Origin of the sequence: Caldimonas tepidiphila (genome assembly GCF_003569765.1) — a bacterium.
Classification (GTDB): Bacteria; Pseudomonadota; Gammaproteobacteria; order Burkholderiales; family Burkholderiaceae_C; genus Caldimonas; species Caldimonas tepidiphila.
On the sequence record NZ_QXMG01000013.1, the window covers coordinates 26,708 to 45,963 of the forward strand.

The 19,256-nt window shown below is 73.8% G+C and carries 15 protein-coding genes; 11 read left to right on the forward strand and 4 right to left on the reverse strand.

Going from position 1 to position 19,256, the window contains the following annotated elements; all coding sequences use genetic code 11:
* Positions 1 to 231: 231 nt before the first annotated feature.
* Complete coding sequence (locus tag D3A59_RS11000; RefSeq protein WP_240636029.1) at positions 232 to 1,794, reverse strand: DUF2382 domain-containing protein; 1,563 nt, start codon at positions 1,792 to 1,794, stop codon at positions 232 to 234.
* Between the two features lie 101 nt (positions 1,795 to 1,895).
* Positions 1,896 to 2,393, reverse strand: a complete 498-nt coding sequence (locus D3A59_RS11005) for a YsnF/AvaK domain-containing protein (protein WP_119154975.1) — start codon at positions 2,391 to 2,393, stop codon at positions 1,896 to 1,898.
* A gap of 143 nt (positions 2,394 to 2,536) precedes the next feature.
* Between D3A59_RS11005 and D3A59_RS11010 the strand changes: the two genes are divergently transcribed.
* From D3A59_RS11010 to D3A59_RS11060, 11 genes are all read left to right on the forward strand, one after another.
* A complete protein-coding gene (locus D3A59_RS11010; RefSeq protein WP_119154976.1) occupies positions 2,537 to 3,304 on the forward strand; it encodes a phosphatase PAP2 family protein in 768 nt (255 codons plus the stop codon).
* Between the two features lie 65 nt (positions 3,305 to 3,369).
* Entirely contained in the window at positions 3,370 to 4,350 is a 981-nt protein-coding gene (locus tag D3A59_RS11015; protein ID WP_119154977.1) for an AEC family transporter, read from the forward strand.
* 208 nt (positions 4,351 to 4,558) lie between these two features.
* Positions 4,559 to 6,043 carry a catalase gene (locus tag D3A59_RS11020; protein WP_119154978.1) on the forward strand — a complete coding sequence of 495 codons (1,485 nt, stop codon included), beginning with the start codon at positions 4,559 to 4,561 and terminating at the stop codon, positions 6,041 to 6,043.
* A 280-nt stretch (positions 6,044 to 6,323) separates the two neighbouring features.
* Positions 6,324 to 8,444, forward strand: coding sequence for a putative bifunctional diguanylate cyclase/phosphodiesterase (locus D3A59_RS11025; RefSeq protein ID WP_119154979.1), 2,121 nt, complete (start codon positions 6,324 to 6,326; stop codon positions 8,442 to 8,444).
* Between the two features lie 118 nt (positions 8,445 to 8,562).
* Positions 8,563 to 10,029 (forward strand): ATP-binding response regulator, encoded by a 1,467-nt coding sequence (locus D3A59_RS11030; protein WP_119154980.1) that lies wholly within the window; start codon positions 8,563 to 8,565, stop codon positions 10,027 to 10,029.
* 17 nt (positions 10,030 to 10,046) lie between these two features.
* Complete coding sequence (locus tag D3A59_RS11035) at positions 10,047 to 10,448, forward strand: response regulator (RefSeq protein ID WP_119154981.1); 402 nt, start codon at positions 10,047 to 10,049, stop codon at positions 10,446 to 10,448.
* Complete coding sequence (locus D3A59_RS11040) at positions 10,429 to 10,743, forward strand: Hpt domain-containing protein (RefSeq protein ID WP_119154982.1); 315 nt, start codon at positions 10,429 to 10,431, stop codon at positions 10,741 to 10,743. Before D3A59_RS11035 ends, D3A59_RS11040 begins: the two co-directional genes overlap by 20 nt.
* 64 nt (positions 10,744 to 10,807) lie before the next feature.
* A complete protein-coding gene (locus D3A59_RS11045) occupies positions 10,808 to 11,146 on the forward strand; it encodes an STAS domain-containing protein (protein WP_119154983.1) in 339 nt (112 codons plus the stop codon).
* A 49-nt stretch (positions 11,147 to 11,195) separates the two neighbouring features.
* Positions 11,196 to 13,868: an ATP-binding SpoIIE family protein phosphatase gene (locus D3A59_RS11050; RefSeq protein ID WP_119154984.1), complete on the forward strand. Its 2,673-nt coding sequence runs from the start codon at positions 11,196 to 11,198 to the stop codon at positions 13,866 to 13,868.
* A gap of 25 nt (positions 13,869 to 13,893) precedes the next feature.
* Positions 13,894 to 15,276 carry a glycosyltransferase family 4 protein gene (locus D3A59_RS11055; protein ID WP_157991486.1) on the forward strand — a complete coding sequence of 461 codons (1,383 nt, stop codon included), beginning with the start codon at positions 13,894 to 13,896 and terminating at the stop codon, positions 15,274 to 15,276.
* A gap of 14 nt (positions 15,277 to 15,290) precedes the next feature.
* On the forward strand, positions 15,291 to 16,343 hold the full coding sequence (locus tag D3A59_RS11060) for a glycosyltransferase (protein WP_119154986.1): 1,053 nt from the start codon (positions 15,291 to 15,293) through the stop codon (positions 16,341 to 16,343).
* Positions 16,344 to 16,346: 3 nt separating this feature from the next.
* Here D3A59_RS11060 and D3A59_RS11065 read toward each other — a convergent pair whose 3' ends face one another.
* Positions 16,347 to 17,051: a response regulator transcription factor gene (locus D3A59_RS11065; protein ID WP_119154987.1), complete on the reverse strand. Its 705-nt coding sequence runs from the start codon at positions 17,049 to 17,051 to the stop codon at positions 16,347 to 16,349.
* A gap of 84 nt (positions 17,052 to 17,135) precedes the next feature.
* Positions 17,136 to 19,187 carry a primosomal protein N' gene (locus D3A59_RS11070; RefSeq protein ID WP_205665168.1) on the reverse strand — a complete coding sequence of 684 codons (2,052 nt, stop codon included), beginning with the start codon at positions 19,185 to 19,187 and terminating at the stop codon, positions 17,136 to 17,138.
* Between the last annotated feature and the right edge of the window lie 69 nt (positions 19,188 to 19,256).

Here is a 19,256-nt window from a genome sequence, read left to right on the forward strand (position 1 = left end):
GCGGGAACGGCGCGGGGCCGGCCGCGCCGGGGGCGGGCGGTCCGGACGGGCGGCCATGATAGCGAAGGCCCGCCCGGCGCGGCGCGGGATGCCGGCCCGCGCGGCCGGCGCGCGCCGACGGCTTGCGCCCGCGCGTGATCTGTGCCACGGCGGCGCAAAAAAAGACGGGCCTCGCGGCCCGTCGAAGACGTCACCCTGACGTCAGCGTCAATCCGGTTCGCGTGTTCCTCTTCAGCTCTTGGCACGCTCCCAGGCGTGGCGCACCGCACCCTTCACGCGCTCCCAGGTGCTGCCGCCGGCACTGCCGGCATGCTGGCGTTCCCAGTCGCTGCGCGCGCTGGTTTCGATGGTGTCCCAGTCCTGGCCCTTGTAGCGCGAGTCGGTGGCGATGTGGCTGCCGTAGCGGTAGGCCGGCTCGTACTCGTCGTAGACCGCGCCCATGTGCGAGTAGTTGCGGTCGAAGTGGTCGCGGTAGGCGGAGGCATGCGTGTCGTGGCTGCGGTCCAGGCCGCCGCCCGTGCCGCGCTCCCAGGCGTGGCGCACCGAGTCCTTCATGCGGTCCCAGGTGCTGCCGGGGTGGCGCGTCTCCCAGTCGCGGCGCACCTCGGGCTCGATCGCGGCCCAGTCGCGCCCGCGATAGCGCTCGTCGCGCGCCAGCGAGTGGCCGTAGCGGTAGGCCGGGTCGTGGTCGTCGTAGCTGCCGCCCATCGACGCGTAGTGCTGGTTCCAGTGCTCGCGGTAGCGCAGCGCGTCGGCGTCGTAGTCAGCGTCGCCGCGCATGCCGTTCGCAAGGCCCGCGCCGTCCATGCGCTGCACCTCGACCTCGGTGTGGCGCACCGTGTCGTTGATCTCCTGCGTGTCGTGCCGCACCTCCTTGCCGACCACCACTTCCTCGACCACGTGCGCGGTCTTGCTCACGACGGCCTTCTCGGCGGTCTCGCGCACCTCGATGGTCCGATCCTGGAACGCGGCGGCATCGGCATCGGCATCGCCCAGCGGGCGATCGACTGGGCGGCGCTCGACGACCGCGCGCTCGCTGCGCAGGTCGACCGACTCGTGCACCGGCTGCTCGACGACGCGGGTGTAGACCCGCACGCCGCCCTGCTCCACCATGCGCTTGCCGATCTCGAGGTCCTCCTGCACCACCGGCACGACGTTCTCCTGCATCGTGCGGCCCGCGGTATCGCCGCGCATGTCGGCCATGTCGCTGCGCATCTCGGTCGTGCCGCTGCTCATGCCGGTCGTGCCGCTGCTCATGCCGCCGCCCATCGCCGTCCCGGTCGTGCCCATCGTGGTGCCGTCCGCCATCGCGCTGTCGCCGGTGTCGCCGCGCCTCCCGGAGGTGGTGCTGACACGGTCGGCGGAGTAGGCCGGGCTCACGCCCTCGTCGAAGCCGCTCCAGCCGGTCGAGCGCCACTCGCTCACGCGCTGGTCGAGGTCGATCGCGCCGGCGTTCTTCAGCTGGCGGCACACCTCGGTGACCTGCGTCTCCTCGTCGACGTCCACCGCCACCACCGCGCCGCCGCGCTTGATCGTCTCGGCATAGTGGCCCAGGTCCTCGTGGTCCCGGTCGGGACCGAAGACCTCGGAGAAGAAGCTGCGCACCTTGGACATCACTCCGGGGCTGCCGTGCGTGTCGCCGGCATCGCTGCCGGAGGTGCGGTAGCCGCTGTCGGCCTCCTCGGTCGCCTGCACGTGGATGTGGTCGCGCTCGATACCCTGCGAGGCCAGGTAGTCGGCGGCCCGTTGCGCGGCGCTGTACTCGTCGAATGCACCCACGACGGTCTGTCTCATTTCAAGCTCCTTTGCGTTCCCGACCGGCGCCACGGAGGGCGAGCGGTCCTTTGCGGGCAAAGCCGTGCCCACACCTGCGTCCTGCCTGTCGATGTCCGTCTTCACGCCGCGCCGGGCGGCGGCGTCTCCTGTCCGGCCCCGGGCGCGGTGCTCTCGGGCTCGGGCTGCCAGCTGCCGTCGGGCTGCCGGCGCTCGACCACGGCGACCTCGCGACGCAGGCGCACCTGCTGCTCGCGGGTCTCGCGCATCGCCTGGCGCGAGAGGCGGATCTCCTCCTTCAGGACGAGCCGCATCTCGACCACCGGCACCTCTTCGTACACCGGCACCACCCACTCGTCGCCGTCCTGGTGCGGCGGCTGCCGCTCCGGGACCTCGCGGCCGACGGGCACGCGGCGCACGCCGGCCTGCTCGCTCAGCAACTCCACGGGCACGGTCTCGGTCGTTTCCTGCACCTCGATCCGTACCCGCACGGCGCCGGTCTCCTGCTGCTGTCGCGAGACCTCCAGCCGCTCCTCGACGAGGGGCAGCACCGCCTCGGTCCGCGAGGGCTGCGGCGGCGAGGACTCCGCGACGGAACGGGCATCGACAGGCTGGGACATGGAAGGAGTTCGGCAAGCGGGGTGCCCGCGCGGCCGGGCCCCGGCCGGGAAGGCGCACTCGGCGCGGGCGCCGGCCGCACGATGCAGCAATTGCACTGCGGTGCAATTCCGGGTCAGGCCCGGGTGCCGCAGAATCGGGCCGCATGAAGCCGCCCGCCCCGCCCGCCCGATCCGCAGTCCCGCTGCCGCAGCAGGTGCTCGACTGGCTGCGCCGGCGCGCGCTCACCGGCTCGCTGCTGCTCGGCCTGCTGGCGCTCGGCGCCGCGGCGCTGTTCGTCGAGCTGGCCGAGGACGTGATGGAGGGCGACGAGTTCGCGCTCGACCGCATGCTGCTGCTCGCGCTGCGCGAGCCGGCCGACCCCGCCGACCCGATCGGGCCCTGGTGGTTCGACCTGATGATGGCCGACTTCACCGCGCTCGGCAGCACTCCGGTGGTGGGGCTGGTCTGGCTGTTCGCGACCAGCCACCTGCTGGTGCTGCGCAAGTGGGGCACGGCGCTGATGGTCGGCGTGTCGGTGGGCGGCGGCATGCTGCTGACCTACGGGCTCAAGCGCTTCATCGAGCGCCCGCGCCCCGACCTCGTGCCGCATGCCGTGGACGTGCTCACGCTGAGCTTCCCGAGCGGCCACGCCACGATGTCGGCGGTGGTCTACCTGACGCTCGGCGCGCTGCTCGCGAGCCTGCAGCGCACGCGGCGCGCGCGGCTGCACGCGATGGCGGTCGCGGCGACGCTGACGGTGCTGGTGGGCGCGAGCCGCGTCTACCTCGGCGTGCACTGGCCGAGCGACGTGCTGGCCGGCTGGGCGCTCGGCACCGCGTGGGCGCTGCTGTGCCTGCTGGGCTCGCAGTGGCTGCGCCGGCACGTCCTGCCGGCCGGGCAGCGCGACGCGCCTGCCGCCGGGGCGGACTGAGCGAGCGCGCCGCGAGCGGCGCACCGCCGGCAGGAGCCGCGGCCGGCGGCGATACTTCGCGCCCCATGCAAGCCATCTTCAACGTCACGCTGCCCTTCTTCGCGCTCGTGCTGTGCGGCTACCTCGCCGCGCAGCGGCGCGTGCTGCCCGAGGCGGCGATCCCCGGGCTCAACGCCTACGTGCTGTTCTTCGCGCTGCCGTGCATGCTGTTCCGCTTCGGCTCCGGCACGCCCTTCGGACAGCTGGTGCACCCGGTCTGGCTGGGGCTCTACCTCGCCTGCGCGATGCTGATCGTCTTCGTCGCGATCGCGCAGTCGCGCGCGCTCGGGCTGAACCTGAAGGACGCCTCCTTCGGCGCGCTGGTGGCCGCCTTCCCGAACAGCGGCTTCATGGGCGTGCCGCTGCTGGTGGCGCTGCTCGGCGAGCGCGCCGCCGCGCCGGTGATCGTCACCATCCTCGCCGACATGGTGATCACGAGCTCGGTCTGCCTCGCGATCGCGCAGCTGCACGGCGGTAGCGGTCAGAGTCTGTGGCAGAGCGTCGGGCGCTCGTTGCGCGGCGTGCTGTCCAACCCGCTGGCCTGGTCGATCGCGCTGGGCGGCCTGGCCTCGGCCACCGGCTTCGCCTTGCCGGGCCCGCTCGCGCAGGTGGTGAAGCTGCTCGCCGACTCGGCCACGCCGGTGGCGCTGTTCACGATCGGCGCGGTGCTGTGGCGGGCCAACCAGGCCGCGCACGGCCTCACGCCGCTGAAGCACGTGGTGCCGGTGGTGGCGATCAAGCTGCTGCTGCACCCGCTGCTGGTGCTCGGCGCCGGGCTCGCGCTGCGCGCGGCGGGCGTGCCGCTCGATGACTTCGCGCTCGGCGTGCTGGTGCTCGCCGCGGCGCTGCCCTCGGCGAGCAACGTCTCGCTGCTGGCCGAGCGCTACGGCGCCGACAACGGCCGCATTGCGCACATCATCCTCGGCTCGACCACGCTCGCCTTCCTGAGCTTCTCGTTCGCGGTGGCGCTGGTGACGCGCGGCCTGCTGCAAGGGTTCAATAGCTAAAGACTATAGAACAAATACATTCGATTTTCTTCCTTTGCTCGACGTGGACGCATAAGCTCTCGATCAATCTCAGCAATGAGATTTCAGAAGCCGATAGCTTTTAGCAGGAGACCGCGATGCTTGCCGAATTCGTCCTCGACTGGTTGGCCGCCTGGGGCCAGTCCTGCTGAAGCCGTCACCCCCCTGGTCCTTGCAGCAGGAGAGCCCCATGTCCCGTCCGATCCTCACCACCGCGTCCGGCATCCCCGTCGCCGACAACCAGAACTCGCTCACCGCCGGCCCGCGCGGCCCGGTGCTGCTGCAGGACTTCCACCTGCTCGAGAAGCTGCAGCACTTCAACCGCGAGCGCATCCCCGAGCGCGTCGTGCACGCCAAGGGCTCGGCCGCCTTCGGCACCTTCACGGTGACGCAGGACATCACGAAGTACACCCGCGCGAAGCTCTTCGAGCGCGTGGGCAAGCAGACGCCGGTGTTCCTGCGCTTCTCGACCGTCGGCGGCGAGAAGGGCTCGGCCGACACCGAGCGCGACCCGCGCGGCTTCGCGGTGAAGTTCTACACCGAGGAAGGCAACTGGGACGTCGCGGGCAACAACACGCCGGTGTTCTTCATCAAGGACCCGGGCAAGTTCCCCGACTTCATCCACACCCAGAAGCGCGACCCGCAGACGAACCTCAAGTCGCCCGCGATGATGTGGGACTTCTGGAGCCTGTCGCCCGAGTCGCTGCACCAGGTGACGATCCTGTTCTCGGACCGCGGCACGCCCGACGGCTACCGCTTCATGCACGGCTTCGGCAGCCACACCTTCAGCTTCGTCAACGCCGGCGGCGAGCGCTTCTGGGTCAAGTTCCACTTCAAGTCGAGGCAGGGCATCCGCAACCTCTCCGCGGCCGATGCGGTGCGCATCGCCGGCGAGGACCCGGACTACGCGCAGCGCGACCTGTTCAACGCGATCGTCGCGGGCGACTTCCCGCAGTGGCGCGTGTGCGTGCAGGTCATGCCCGAGCGCGAGGCCGAGGCCTGGTCGCGGCGCACCGGCTGGAACCCCTTCGACGTCACCAAGGTCTGGCCGCACAAGGACTACCCGCTCGTCGAGGTCGGCGTGCTGGAGCTCAACCGCAACCCGCAGAACTACTTCGCCGAGGTCGAGCAGGCGGCGTTCTCGCCGGCCAACGTGGTGCCGGGCATCGGCCTGTCGCCCGACCGCATGCTGCAGGGCCGGGTGTTCGCCTACCACGACGCGCACCTCTACCGCGTCGGCACCAACTACCAGCACCTGCCGGTGAACCGCCCGCAGTGCCCCTACCACACTAACCAGCGCGACGGCGCGATGCGCTTCGACGGCAACGGCGGCGGCAGCCCGCACTACGAGCCCAGCAGCATCGCCGGCACGCCCGTGGCGGCGCCGCAGTACAGGGAGCCGCCGCTCGCGATCTCGGGCGACGCCGACCGCTACGACCACCGTGACGGGGACGACCCGTACACGCAGGCCGGCGACCTGTTCCGCCTGATGAGCCGCGACGAGCAGGAGCGGCTGACCGACAACATCGCCGGCGCGATGCGCACCGTGCCGAGCTCGATCGTCGAGCGCCAGCTGCGTCACTTCGCGGCCGCCGATCCGCGCTACGGCGCCGCGGTGGCGCGCAAGCTCGGCGTGGCGCAGCCGTCGGCCGTCACGGAAGCGGCAGGCGCCTGAGGACGCGGGGACCGAGAGGCACGGCGGCGGCGATCCCGCCCCGGCCTCCTCGTGCGGAGGGACGGCCTCACGAAGGCGCTGCCCGCCGCCCTTCCTTCCCGGGCCTGGTGCCGCGTGCGGGTTCGTCCGCGACGCCTTGCCGTGAAGCATTCCCGCGACCCGAGGCGCAAGGCCGGCTCGCCTGCCTCGTGACACGGCGCTGAAAGCTTGAGCAGGGACAATCCGTTCGCCGGGAGCCGCGATAGATGCGGCACGAGACTCCGCGGCGGAAAGCCCCTTCTTGAACAGCGTCCCCTTCCTTCCCCTCCCGCCGGCCGGTCTGGTGCTGCCCGTCGCGCTGGCGATGCTGGCGGCGCTGACGGCCCTGCGGCTGGCCGACCGGGCGCAGCTGCCCGGCACGCGTCCGCATCCCTGGCTGGTGTGCGCCGGGCTGGCGCTGGGTGCCGGGGCCTGGGGCAGCCATTTCGCCGCCGCACTGGCCCTGCGCAGCGCCGGCGTGCCGCTCGGCCTCGATCTCCACTACGCGCTGGCCTCGCTCGCGGCCGGCATCGCGCTGTCGGTCGCGGCGGTCCAGGCCGCACACCGCCTGCGCCAACCTGCCGTGGCCGCGGCCAGCGGCGGCTTGCTGGCCGCCGCCGCCGCGCTCGCAAGCGGCGCACTGGGCCTGTTCGCGCTCGGCGGCGGCTCGGCGCCGGGCTGGAGGCTGCCGGGGCCGGGCGGCGCCGGCGCGACGGCCCTGGCACTGGCGGCGCTGCCCGCCGCCTTCCTGCTGTGGCGCGATGCCACCGTGCTGCCCGGGCGTACCGTGCCGCAGCGGCGGCTCCTCGCGTCGGTGCTGCTGGGCGCCGGCCTCGCCCTGCTGCTGCTCGCGCTGCCCGAGCCGGCCCGCCCCGGGGCCCTGCCTGCGGCCGGCGAGTGGTTGTGGGTTCCCGTGGTCGCCTCGCTGTGCACGATGCTGGCGCTGCTGCTGGGCGCCTCGCTCGCGGACGCGGACCCGCAGACGCGCGTGCGCGTGCTGGACGCAGCGCTGAGCGACGCGCAGGCGCAGCTCGCCTTCGCCGCGGAGCACGATCCGCTGACGCGATTGCTCAACCGGCCGGCCTTCGAGGAGCGGCTGGCCCGCGCGCTGGAAGCCGCCGGGGCGGGCGGCGCGCCGGTCGCGGTGCTGTGCGCCAATCTCGACGACTTCCGCATCCTCGACGGGGCCTGGGGATCGGCCGCCGGGGACCGGGTGCTGCAGCAGGTCGCCGCGCGGATCGCGGAGACGGTCGGCAGCGGCGGCATCGCGGCCCGCATCGGCGGGGACCAGTTCGCGGTGCTGATGAGCGGGGCGGTATCGTCCCCGGCGCTCGGCGCGGCGGCGCAGCGCCTCGTCAACGCGGTCGGGCGGCCGCTGGACACGCCGCAGGGCGCGGCCCGCCTGGGCTGCTCGATCGGCATCGCGGTCTCCGCCGCGGGCAAGTCGCCCGCGTGCCTGCTCGTCGAGGCGCGCGCCGCGATGCTCGACGCGCGCCGCGCCGGCGGCAGCACCTTCCGCCTGCACGAGGCCGGCATGCATCCCGGGCTGCCGCAGACGCTCGCGCTGCAGCAGGAGCTGCGGCTGGCGCTGCAGCGCGGCGAGTTCGAGCTGCACTACCAGCCGATCGTGCACAGCCGCAGCCTGCGGCCCTGCGCCATCGAGGCGCTGATCCGCTGGCGCCACCCGCTGCGCGGCCTGCTCGCGCCCGCCCACTTCCTGCCGGCCGCCGAGCGCCTCGGCCTCGCGTCGGCCATCGCCGAATGGGTGCTCGAGGAGGCCGCGAGGCAGGCGGCGGCCTGGGCCGCGATGGGCCTGGACCTGCGGGTGTCGGTGAACGCCTGCCTGGACCAGGCGCGCATGCCGGGGCTGGCCGCGCAGCTGGCGCAGGCGCACCGCCGCCACGGCATCCCGCCCGGGCGGCTCGCGCTGGACGTCGGCGAGCCGGTGCTGATGTCGGGGACGCGGGCGGCCGAGCGGCTGTTCGCGGCGCTGCGCGAGATCGGCATGCCGGGCTCGATCGACGATTTCGGCCACACCTGCAGCCTGCAGCAGTTGCGCACCTTGCGGCCGCGCGAGGTGAAGATGGACCGCTCGCTGGTGTCGAACCTGGAGTCGAGCGAGGACGCGCTGGCGATCGTCGATGCAGTGATCCGGCTCGCGCACACGCTGGACATCCGCGTGGTGGCCAAGGGCGTCGAGACGCAGCGGCAGCAGGAGATCCTGATGGCACTCGGCTGCGACGAGCTCCAGGGCCTGCGCTTCGCGGCCGCGATGCCGGCGGCGCAACTCACCGAGCGCCTGCTGCAGCAGTCCGCGGACGGGCTCGACATCAACCTGCTGACGCTCGACGCGATGTCCGACTTCGCGCCGCTGGCGCCGTGAGCACCGGGTCGCAGCCGGCCTTCGGCCGGGCCTGACCGGGCGCCGGGGGCGGCGGAGCGCAGCCGGCTAACATCCGCGCCATGCAACATCCTGCTTCGCCCCGCTGGAGACCCGTGCGATGAGCATGCGGCCCGGCTCCGTCCTGCCGCCCCTGCAGCGGCCGCTGTGCGTGCTGGTGGTGGACGACATCGCCGCCTCGCGGCGGGTGCTGTGCGAGGGCGTGGCACGGGCCGGCCACCGCGCGCTCGAGGCCGCGAGCGGCAGGCAGGCGCTGGAGGCGGCGCGCAGCCTCGCGCCGGACCTGGTGATCATGGACCTGCTGATGCCCGACATGGACGGCTTCGAGGCGACCCGCCGCATCAAGGCCGAGGTGCCGCGCTGGATTCCGGTGATCGTCGTCTCGGCGCTCGAGGGCGACGAACATTTCGTGCAGGCGATCGGCGAAGGCGCCGACGACTGCCTCTCCCGGCCGGTCAGCCAGGGGCTGCTGGCGGCCAAGCTGCGCCACTTCGCGCGCGTGCTGTCGCTGCAGGAGCACCTGCAGGGCCTGGCGCGGCGCCACCAGGCGATCAACGACAACGTCGTGGACGCGGTGCTGACCGTGGATGCCGCGGGCGTGATCCACGAGGCCAACCCGGCCGCCGCCCGCCTGCTCGCCGGCGGCGCGCCGCTGCGCGGCCAGCCGCTCGAGCCGCTGCTGGGCCGGCCGCTGGCCGAGGCGGTGCAGGCGCGGGAGCTCGAGCTGCCACGCGCCGACGGCAGCCGCTTTCCGGCCGAGCTGCGCGCCAGCGCCTGGCAGGAGGAGGACGGCAGCACCTACACCACGCTGGTGCTGGCCGACGTGAGCGAGCGCCGGCGCATCGAGCGCATGAAGGACGAGTTCCTCGCCACCGTGAGCCACGAGCTGCGCACGCCGCTGACCTCGGTGCTGGGGGCGCTCGGCCTGATCGCCGGCGGCGCGGCGGGCGAGCTGCCGGCGGCCGCGCAGGAGCTCGCCGAGGTGGCGCAGCGCAACGGCGAGCGGCTGGGGCGCCTGATCGACGACGTGCTCGACCTCACCAAGCTCGAGGCGAACCGGCTGGGCTTCGTGCTGCGGCCGCAGCCGCTGCGACCGCTCCTCGAGGAGGCGCTCGCGGCCCAGCAGGGGCAGGCGCGCCAAGCGGGCGTGACGCTGTCGCTGCAGGTGCAGCCGCAGGCCGCCGCGGCCCGCGCGAAGGTGGACGCCGACCGCTTCGCGCAGGTGCTGGCCAACCTGCTGTCCAATGCGATCAAGCATTCGCCGTGCGGCGCCGTCGTCGAGCTCGGCCTCGCCGCGGACCCGGCGCGGGACGCGCTGCGCCTGACGGTGCGGGACCGGGGGCCGGGCATCCCGGCGGAATTCCGCGCCCGCCTGTTCGAGCGCTTCTCGCAGGCCGACGCGTCGGACCGGCGCGGCCGCGGCGGCACGGGGCTCGGGCTCTACATCACGCGCGCCTTCGTCGAGCGCATGGGCGGGCGCATCGAGGTGGAGTCCGAGCCGGGTCGCGGCGCGGCCTTCCACGTGCAGCTGCCGCCGTGCGAGCCGCCGCACGCCCGCATGTCCTGAGAAGAGGAAGGAATCCCGTGGAAGAAGCCCTGCGCCGCATCCTGTGCGTCGAGGACGACCCCGACATCCGGCTGGTGCTGCAGTTCAGCCTCGGGCGCGTCGGCGGCTACGAGCTGCTGATGTGCCCGGACGGGCCGAGCGCGCTCGCGCAGGCCGTGGCCTTCGCGCCGCAGCTGGTGCTGCTGGACGTGATGATGCCGGGCATGAGCGGCCCGGAGACGCTGGCGGCGCTGCGCGGCATGCCCGCCTTGCGCGGCGTGCCGATGGTCTTCCTGACCGCCAAGGCCCTGCTCGAAGAGGTCGAGGACATCCTCGAGCTCGGCGCCACCGGCGTGATCGTCAAGCCCTTCGACCCGATGCGCCTGCCACGGGACGTGAAGATCTACTGGGAGCACGGCCGTGGATGCGCTTCCGCCTGATCTGGCGCGGCAGTTCGCCGCGCTGCAGGCGCATTTCCTCGCCGGGCTGCCGGCGCGGCTGGGGGAGATCGCCGCCGCGCAGGCCGGGGGCGAGGTGCAGCCGCTTGCCGCCGCGCTGCACCGGCTCGCCGGCGCCGCGGCGAGCTTCGGCTTCCCAGCCCTCGGCGCTGCGGCCCGGCGCGCCGAGCAGGCGGCGCTCGAGGCCCCCGGCCCCGCGCGCGAGCCGCATCTGCGGCAGGCGCTGGACGCGCTGCAGGCCGCCGCGGCCCGGGCGCAGGGAATGCCGCCCGCATGACACGCCCCGCCTCCGACTCCGGCCGCCGCCCCGCGGCGGCCCGCCCATCCCCGAAGAAGACGACATGAAACTGCAAACGCACCGCGAAGGCCAGGACATCCTCGTGATCTCGATCCTGGAGGAGCACCTGGACGCCAGCAACGCCGCGGCGTTCAAGGACGCGATGCAGCCGCTGGTCCAGGACGGCGCGCGGATCGTGCTCGACATGGCCCGCCTGCGCTTCGTCGACAGCTCCGGGCTCGGCGCGCTGCTCTTCTGCCTGCGCCAGGCCGGCGCCCGCCAGGGCGCGTTCAAGCTCTGCGCGCCGAGCAAGCCGGTGCGCTCGCTGTTCGAGCTGATGCGCATGCACCGGGTGTTCGACATCCACGAGACATGCGACGAGGCCGTGCGCGCCTTCGCATGAGCGCCCGGCCGCGCCGCGACACGAGGCCCCTGCGCCTGCCCCGCCCCGCATGAGCCGCGCGCCCCGCCTCGGTGCCGTCGGGTCGCTGCTCGCCGCCGTGCTCGCGGCGCTGGCGGTGCTCGCCGCCGGCGCGTGGGCGGCGCGCGGGCTGCGCCTGCAGGCCGCCGAGGAGCTGCACGCCACCGCGCGGACGCTGGCGGCGCTGCTGGCCGGGCCGCACGCGCCGGATCCGCTGCCGCTGGCGCGGGCGGCGGCGCTCAGGCAGCTGACCCTCCACGACGCCGGGGGCCGCGTGCTGCTGGCCCTGCGCCTCGACGACGAAGGGCGCCGCACCGCGCCGCAGCCGTCCCCGCCGCCGCCGCTCGAGGGGTCCGGGGGCGAGCCGCCGGCGCAGGCCCCTCCCGGCGGCGCCGTGCTGGCGAGCTGGGTGCGGCTGCCCGGGGACGCGGTGCCCGGCTGGCTGCACGTCGAGCGTGACGCCGCCCGGCTCGACGCCGCGGTCGCCCGCATCGAGCGCGGCGCCGCGCTCGGCGCGCTCGCCACGCTGCTGCTGGTGCTGCTGACGCTGCGCCTGGGGGCAGCACGCACCTCGCGCGCGCTGCGCGCCGCAGCCCGGCTGGCGGGCGAGCCGGCGGAGGACGGCCCCCCCTCCTGCCTGCCCGAGACGCGGGGTCCGCGCGAGATCCGCGCGCTCAACCGCACGCTCAACGCGCTCGTGCGGCAGCGGGCCGGGGAGCGCGCCGCGCTCCAGGAGCTCCGCGCCCGGCTGCGCGGCGTGCTGGACGCCGCGCACGACGCCGCGATCACGCTCGACGACGAGGGCCGGGTGCTGGACTTCAACCAGGCCGCCGAGACGATGCTGGGCTACCCTCGCGCCGAGGTGCTCGGCAAGCCGCTGCCCGGCACGATCCTGCCGAGCGGGCACCGCGAGGCGGACGAGGGCGCCGTGCTCGAGCTCGAGGTGCTGCGCGCCGACGGCACCCCGATCCCCGTGCGCATCGGCCTCGCGCCGGCCGGCGAGGGCGGGCGCCGCTACCTCGGCGTGTGCATGCGCGAGCTCGGCGAGCAGCGGCGGCAGAGCGAGGAGCGCGAGCGCCTGCTGCGCAGCTATCGGCGGCTGTCGCGGCGGCTCGAGCGGCTGAAGCTCGCGCTCGACGAGCACGCCATCGTCTGCATTACCGACGCGCAGGGCCGCATCACCTACGCCAACCGCAAGCTCGCCGAGCTGACCGGCTACGCGCGCCACGAGTTCCTCGGCCGCACGCACCGCATCCTGCAGGCCGGCCTGCACGAGCCGGCGGTCTACGAGGAGCTGTGGCGCACGATCGGCCGGGGTGCCGTCTGGCACGGCGAGCTGGCGGACCGCCGCCGCGACGGCTCGCTCTACTGGGTGGCGTGCACCGTCGTGCCGATGGGCGGGGTCGAAGGCGAGGGGCAGCACTACGTTTCGGTGCAGACCGACATCACCGCGCAGAAGCAGGCCGAGACGGCGCTGGCCGAGGCCCGCCGCGCGGAGCTGGAGACCGGCTCGCACATCCAGAAGACGCTGCTGGCCGGCCCGCCGCGCCCGCAGGCGCGCGGCTGGTGGATCAGCAGCCACAGCGAGCCCTCGCTCGGCATCGACGGCGACTTCTACGACGTGCTGCACCTGGACGAGCACTGCGTCGACCTGATCATCGCCGACGTGATGGGCAAGGGCGTGCCGGCCGCGCTGGTCGGCGCGGCGACGAAGATGCAGTTCAGCCGCTCGATCGCGGAGCTGACCGCGCGTCGCGACGCCGGGGCGGGGCCGCCGGCCCCGGCCCGCATCGTCGCGGCGGTGCATCGCGCGATGACGCCCGACCTGCAGTCGCTCGGCAGCTTCGTGACGCTGTGCTATTTGCGGCTGGACCTGCGCCGCCGCCAGCTCACCTACATCGGCTGCGGGCACGAGGAGACGCTGGTGCTGCGGCGCGACGGCGGCGTCGAGGCGCTGCCGAACCAGCATCCGCCGCTGGGCATCCTCGACCGGGAGGAGTACGTCGAGTCCTGCGTGCCGCTCGAGCCCGGCGACGCGGTGTTCCTGTCGTCGGACGGCGTGGTCGACCTGGTGAACCCGGCCGGCGAACGCTGGGGCAGCGAGCGCATGAGGGCGACGCTGCAGCGCCTCGTCTCCGAGCACCCGGGCGTGACGAGCTGCCTGCAGCGCATGCGCTGCGAGATGCGCGACTTCGAGGCGGGTGCCACGCAGCGCGACGACGTAACGATGCTGCTGCTGCGCGTGCCGCCGGGCGACGGTGCGCCGGCCTTCGCGCGGATGGAGTTCGAGCGCGACGCGGAGCGGCTGCCGCAGCTGCGCGGCTTCGTGCGGGAGGCCGCGGGCCGCTGCGGCCTCGAGGGCGAGGAGCTCGCCGCGCTCGAGCTTGCCGTGGTCGAGGCGGCGACCAACGTCATCCGCCATGCGGTCTCGCCGCTGCCGGCGGCCCCGATCGAGATCCTTGTCGGCCCGGGCGAGGATCACTGTCTCGTCGAGCTGAGCTATCTGGGCGAGCCCTTCGATCCCCGCGGCGCGGCCGAGCCGGACTTCAGCGGCCGCAGCGAAGGCGGCTTCGGGCTCTACATCATGCGCCACTGCTGCGAACGGGTGGACTACCGCCACCACGAGGGCGTGAACATGCTGCGGCTGTACAAGCAAGGAGCCCGGTTGAGAAAAGTCAAGGCCGCAACCAGAGTTTGCACTTAGTTCACAAACCTCCCCGATTCGCGGGGTGGAATGCGGACCGCTGAAACCCGCCGAGCGCCCGCCCCATGAAACCAGTCGCCTGCCTCCTCCTGCACCGCGCCGCGCGCTGCAGCGCCGCGAGCCTTGCCCCTGGGAGGGCGTGCTGATGCGCATCCCGCTGCTGCTCGTGGCCTACCAGTGTGCCCCCGGCACGGGGCCGGTGTCGGGCAAGGCCTGGGAGTGGTTCATCCGGCTGGCGCAGCGCGGGCCGGTGACGCTGGTCACGCATCTGCGCAACCGGGGCGCGATCAAGTCCTCGCCCGAGCGCCCGATCCGCGCCGAGATCCTCTACGTCGACACCGAGCGTCTCGCCGCGCCGCTGTCGCGCCTTGCCGCGCGGCTGCCGGACGCCGCCGCGCTGCTGCCCCGGCTCGACCATTTCCTGTTCGACCGCGGCGCCTTGCGGCTGCTGCGCGCCCGCCTGCGCGACGGCGCGGCCTGGCGGGTGCTGCACCTCGCCACCCCGACGATGTTTCCGACCCGGCTGCACCGCCTCGGCCTGCCGCTCGTGCACGGGCCCCTGAGCTGGGTGCCGGCACCCGACGGCGCGGATGCCGTCCCCGCCAGCCGCGGCGGAATCCGGGCGCGCGTGGGGGCACTGCTGGAGCGCGCCCAGAGCCTGGGCGGCTCGCTGCGGCACACCGCCGCCATCCTGGTGGCGAGCCGCGCGACCTGGAATGCCGTGCCCGCGGCGCACCGGGAGCGCTGCATCGAGTTCATCGACGGGGGCATCGACCTGCAGCGCCACCCGCTCGCCGCACCGCTGCCGCCGCCCGGCCCGGGCCGGCCGCTGCAGGTGTCCTGCGTCGGCCGACTCGCGCCCCCCGAGGCGCTGCAGTTGCTGCTGCAGGCGATGCGGCTTGCCCGCGAGCAGGGCGTGGAGGTGGAGCTCTCGGTCGTCGGCGACGGGCCGATGCGCCGCGAGTGGAGCGCGCTGGCGCAGCGGCTCGGCCTCGCGCCGCAGGTCCGCTTCCTCGGCGAGCTCACGCCCGAGCGCTGCGCGCAGACGGTGCGCGACTCGCACCTGTTCTGCCTGCCCTCGCTCGGCGCGTCGGGCGGCACGGCGCTGCTGGAGGCGATGGCCTGCGGCCGGCCTGTGGTCGGCACCGATCTCGGCAGCCCGGCCGAACTGGTGGACGAGCTCGTCGGGCGCCGGGTGCATGCGACCGACACGGCGTCGGCGGTCGCCGGCCTCGCACAGGCGCTGTGCGACGCCTGGCGGCATCCCGACGTCTGGGCCGAGCGCGGACTGCAGGGGCGCCGGCGCGTCGAGCAGTTCTACACCTGGGAGGCCGCGGTCGAGCAGGCGCACCGCGTCTATGCCGCGCTGGCGCGCCCGAAGCACTGCTGCATGCCGGGGCTGGCCTGAGCCGCCTGCGCGACATGCAGCAACCGCCGTGCAGGGAAGCGCCGGTGCCCGCGACGCCGGCGCTGTCGGTGCTGATCGTCACCCGGGACTCCACGGCGTACATCGGCCGGCTGCTCGCCGGTATCCGTGCCGAGTGCCGGCAGATCGGCGCCGAGGTGATCGTGCTGGACAACGCGTCGAGCGACGGCACGCCCGCGCTGATCGAGCGCGATCACGACTGGGTCACGCTGCGCTGCTGCCTGATCAACCTCGGCGTCTCCGTCGCGACGAACCTTGCCGCGCGCCTGGCCAGCGCCCCGGTGCTGCTGCTGCTGCACCCCGAGGCGCTGCCGGCGCCCGGCAGCCTGCACATCGGCCTGACGAAGATGCAGGCGCATCCGGACGTGGCGGTCGCCGGCGGCTGCCTCGTCCTGCCGCGCCCCGCCCGCCCGCCCGCCCGTCGCACCGGTACGCTGCGGCTGGCCAAGGCGCTGGCACTCGCCGGGCTCGCGACGCCGCGTCCCGGCAGCCTCTTCGGCCGCTTCGCGGGCGAAGGCGGCGAGCCCGGGCCCCAGGCCGATGCGCCCTGGGTGTCCGGCCCGCTGCTGTTCCTGCACGCAGGCGCCTTCCGCGCGCTCGGGGGCTTCGACGAGCGCTTCTTCCAGTATTACGAGGACGTCGACCTGTGCCGCCGCGCCAGGCAGGCGGGCTGGCGCGTCTGCCACTGGCGGGCCCTGCGTGCCCGGCCCCTCGCCCCGAAGCGGGCGCAGCCGCAGCAGGGAACGGTCCCGCCGCAGGTGCCCTCGCCTGGCGGTGAGCCGGCGAGCGGTGTCACGCCCGCGGCCCGGTCGCCCCTTGCGCGCTGGCACATCCGCAGCCGCCTGCTCTACTTCCGCAAGCACCATGGCTGGGCCGCAGCCTGGCTCGTCAACCGCACGGCACGCGCATGGCACGCCCTGCTGGCCTGGCATCACCGGCGGCGGCAGCGCCCGGCGGAGGCGGAGGAGGCGCACTGGCTGACGGCGCAACTGCGCCACGCCTGGACCGACACGCTCGGCGGGCGGGTCTCCCCGCCGCGCCCCTGGTGACGATCAGCCGCGGGGAGCGAGGTCGATCCGCTCGAGCCGGTAGCCGTAGCCGTAGGCCGGCAACAGCTTGCAGCCGTTGGCCTCGGTGAACTGCAGCTTCTTGCGCAGGCGGCTGACGTGCGTGTCGACGGTGCGGGTGTCCACCTCGGCATTGATGCCCCAGATGCGGTCGAGCAGATGGTCGCGCGACATCAGCTTGCCGGGGTTCTGGAACAGGTAGACCGCGAGGTCGAACTCCTTCTGCGTGAGCGCCACCGGCTGGCCGCGCAGCGCGATACGGTGGCGCTGGACGTCCACCTCGTAGGCCCCCAGCCGGAGCACCGGCAGCCCGGCACCGGCACCCGCGCGGCTGCGGCGCACCAGCGCCTCGACGCGCGCCAGCAACTCCCTCGGCTTGGGCGGCTTCACGACGTAGTCGTCGGCGCCCTCGCGCAGGGCGGCGACGGTGGTGGCCTCGTCCTCCATCGAGGTGACCACCAGCAGCGGCACCTCCCAGCCGAGATGCTGGCGCACCCAGCGCAGCACCTCGGTGCCGTCGCCGTCGGGCAGCTTCCAGTCGATCACCAGCAGGTCGAAGCGCTCCTTCCGGAGCGCCTCGAGGAAGGTCGCCATCCGCGAGAACCCGCACACCTCGTGCCCTCCGGCGCCCAGCCACAGCTTCATCAATTCCAACTGGTCTGGATCGTCCTCGAGGACAGCGGTGTACATGAAGAAGGCCAGGGTTGAACGAACTTCGAGGATTGTATCCAGATGTTTTAAGGGCGCAGGATGGCTGAGGGGCAGTCGGCGCCCTCAGATCGTCAAGGGATCCACATCCACGGCCCAGCGCAGCACGGCGGGCAGCTCGCCGCGGCGGGCATGCAGCTCGTCGAGCCAGCGCGCCAGGAAGCGTTGCAGCGCGCGCCGCTCGGCAGCCTCGACCAGCATCTGCGCCCGCTCGACATCCGCGACGCGAGCGATCGACATCGGCACCGCCGGGTAGACCGTCACCGCCTCGCCCTCGGGGAGCGCGAGCGCCAGCTCCGCGGCCGCGCTCAGCCACTCCTGCGCCGCCTCCTGCGTGCGCGCCTCGGCGCGCACCAGGCCCAGGTGCGCGAACGGCGGCAGGCCGGCCATGCGGCGCTCGGCGAGCTGGCTGGCGGCGAAGGCCGCGTAGTCGTGGCTGCGCAGGGTCTGGTAGAGCGCGTGCGAGAGATGCCAGGTCTGCACCCACATCTCGCTGCGCTCGGCCGCCCCGGCATCGCGCCCGGCCCGGCCCGCCGCCTGCATCAGCAGCGAGAACAGCCGCTCGCCGGCGCGGAAGTCGCTGGAGAAGAGCGCGGAATCCGGGTTCACCGCGGCGACCAGCGTGATGCGCCGGAAGTCGTGCCCCTTGGCGACCATCTGCGTGCCCACGAGGATGTCGACCTCGCCGGCATGGACGCTGGCGAGCTGCGACTCGAGAGTGCCCTTGAGCCGCGTGGTGTCGGCATCGATGCGGGCGACGCGCGCGTCCGGCAGCGCCGCCACGAGCTGCTCCTCGAGCCGCTCGGTGCCGCGGCCGAGCGGCTGGATGTCCTGGTTGCCGCAGTCCGGACAGGCGCGCGGCACGCGCTCGGTGAAGCCGCAGTGGTGGCAGCGCAGCGTGCGGTCGACGCGGTGGAACACCCTCCAGGCGCTGCAGTGCGGGCAGCCGCTCTTCCAGCCGCATTCGCCGCAGTGCAGCACCGGCGAATAGCCGCGGCGGTTGAGCAGCACCAGGCTCTGCTCGCCGCGCGCGAGCCGCGCCCGCAGCGCCTCGAGCAGCGGCGGGCTCAGCGCCTCCTGGTAGGCGGCGTCCTTCGGCACGTGGTTCAGGTCCACCAGCCGCACGCGCGGCAGCGCGCCGCCGCCGATGCGGCTCGGCATCGCGAGCTTCAGGTAGCGCCCGCTCTCGGCGTGATGCCAGCTCTCGAGCGAGGGTGTGGCCGAGCCGAGCAGCACCGGCACGGCCTCGACGCGACCGCGGTAGACGGCGAGGTCGCGCGCCGAGTAGCGCGCGCCCTCCTGGCTCTTGTAGGAGGGATCGTGCTCCTCGTCGACGACGATGAGGCCCGGTCGCGGCAGCGGCGCGAACACCGCCATGCGGGTGCCGAGCACGATGTCGGCATGCCCCAGGTGCGCGGCGAGCCAGTGCCTCAGCCGCTGTGCTGGGGTGAGGCCGCTGTGCAGCGAGACGATGACGCGGCCGGCGAAGCGCGCCGCGAAGCGCGCCTCGAGTTGCGGCGTCAGGTTGATCTCGGGCACCAGCACCAGCGCCTGCCGCCCGGCGGCGATCGCCCGCTCCACCGCGCGCAGGTAGACCTCGGTCTTGCCGCTGCCGGTGCTGCCCCACAGCAGCGCGACCGGCGCGGGCGTGCCGGCGGCCTCCAGCGCGTCGAGCGCGGCCTGCTGCTCGGGGGTGAGCGGCGGCGCGCCGCGATCGGCTTCGGCCGGGATCGCGGGCGCGGCCGGGGCGAGCCGCTGCGCCTTCGTCAGCCGCTTGAGGAGCTGCGCCTCGTCGAGCCGGCGCAGCTCGGTCGGCAGCGCGCCGAGCGCGACCTCGCCGATCGAGCGCTGGTAGTAGGCGGCGGCGAAGGCAAGCAACTTGCACCAGCTCGGCGGCAGCGGCGGCAGGCCGCGCAGCGCCGAGATCACCTCGCGCAACTCGACGCCCTCCTCCGGGACGGCCGCCTCGCCCGGCCAGACGATGCCGCAGACCGTGCGCCGCCCGAGCGGCACCTGCACGAGCGTGCCGGGCGGCAGGGCCTCGGCACTGCGATAGCTCAGGGCGCCGCGCAGCGCGCTGTACTGCGGCGCATCTACAACAACGTGCAGGCAGTTCACTTGCAGCGGATACCTCGCCAAACCTTCATCTTGCCGCGCCAAGTCCTTGATGGAACTCGCAATTCACAA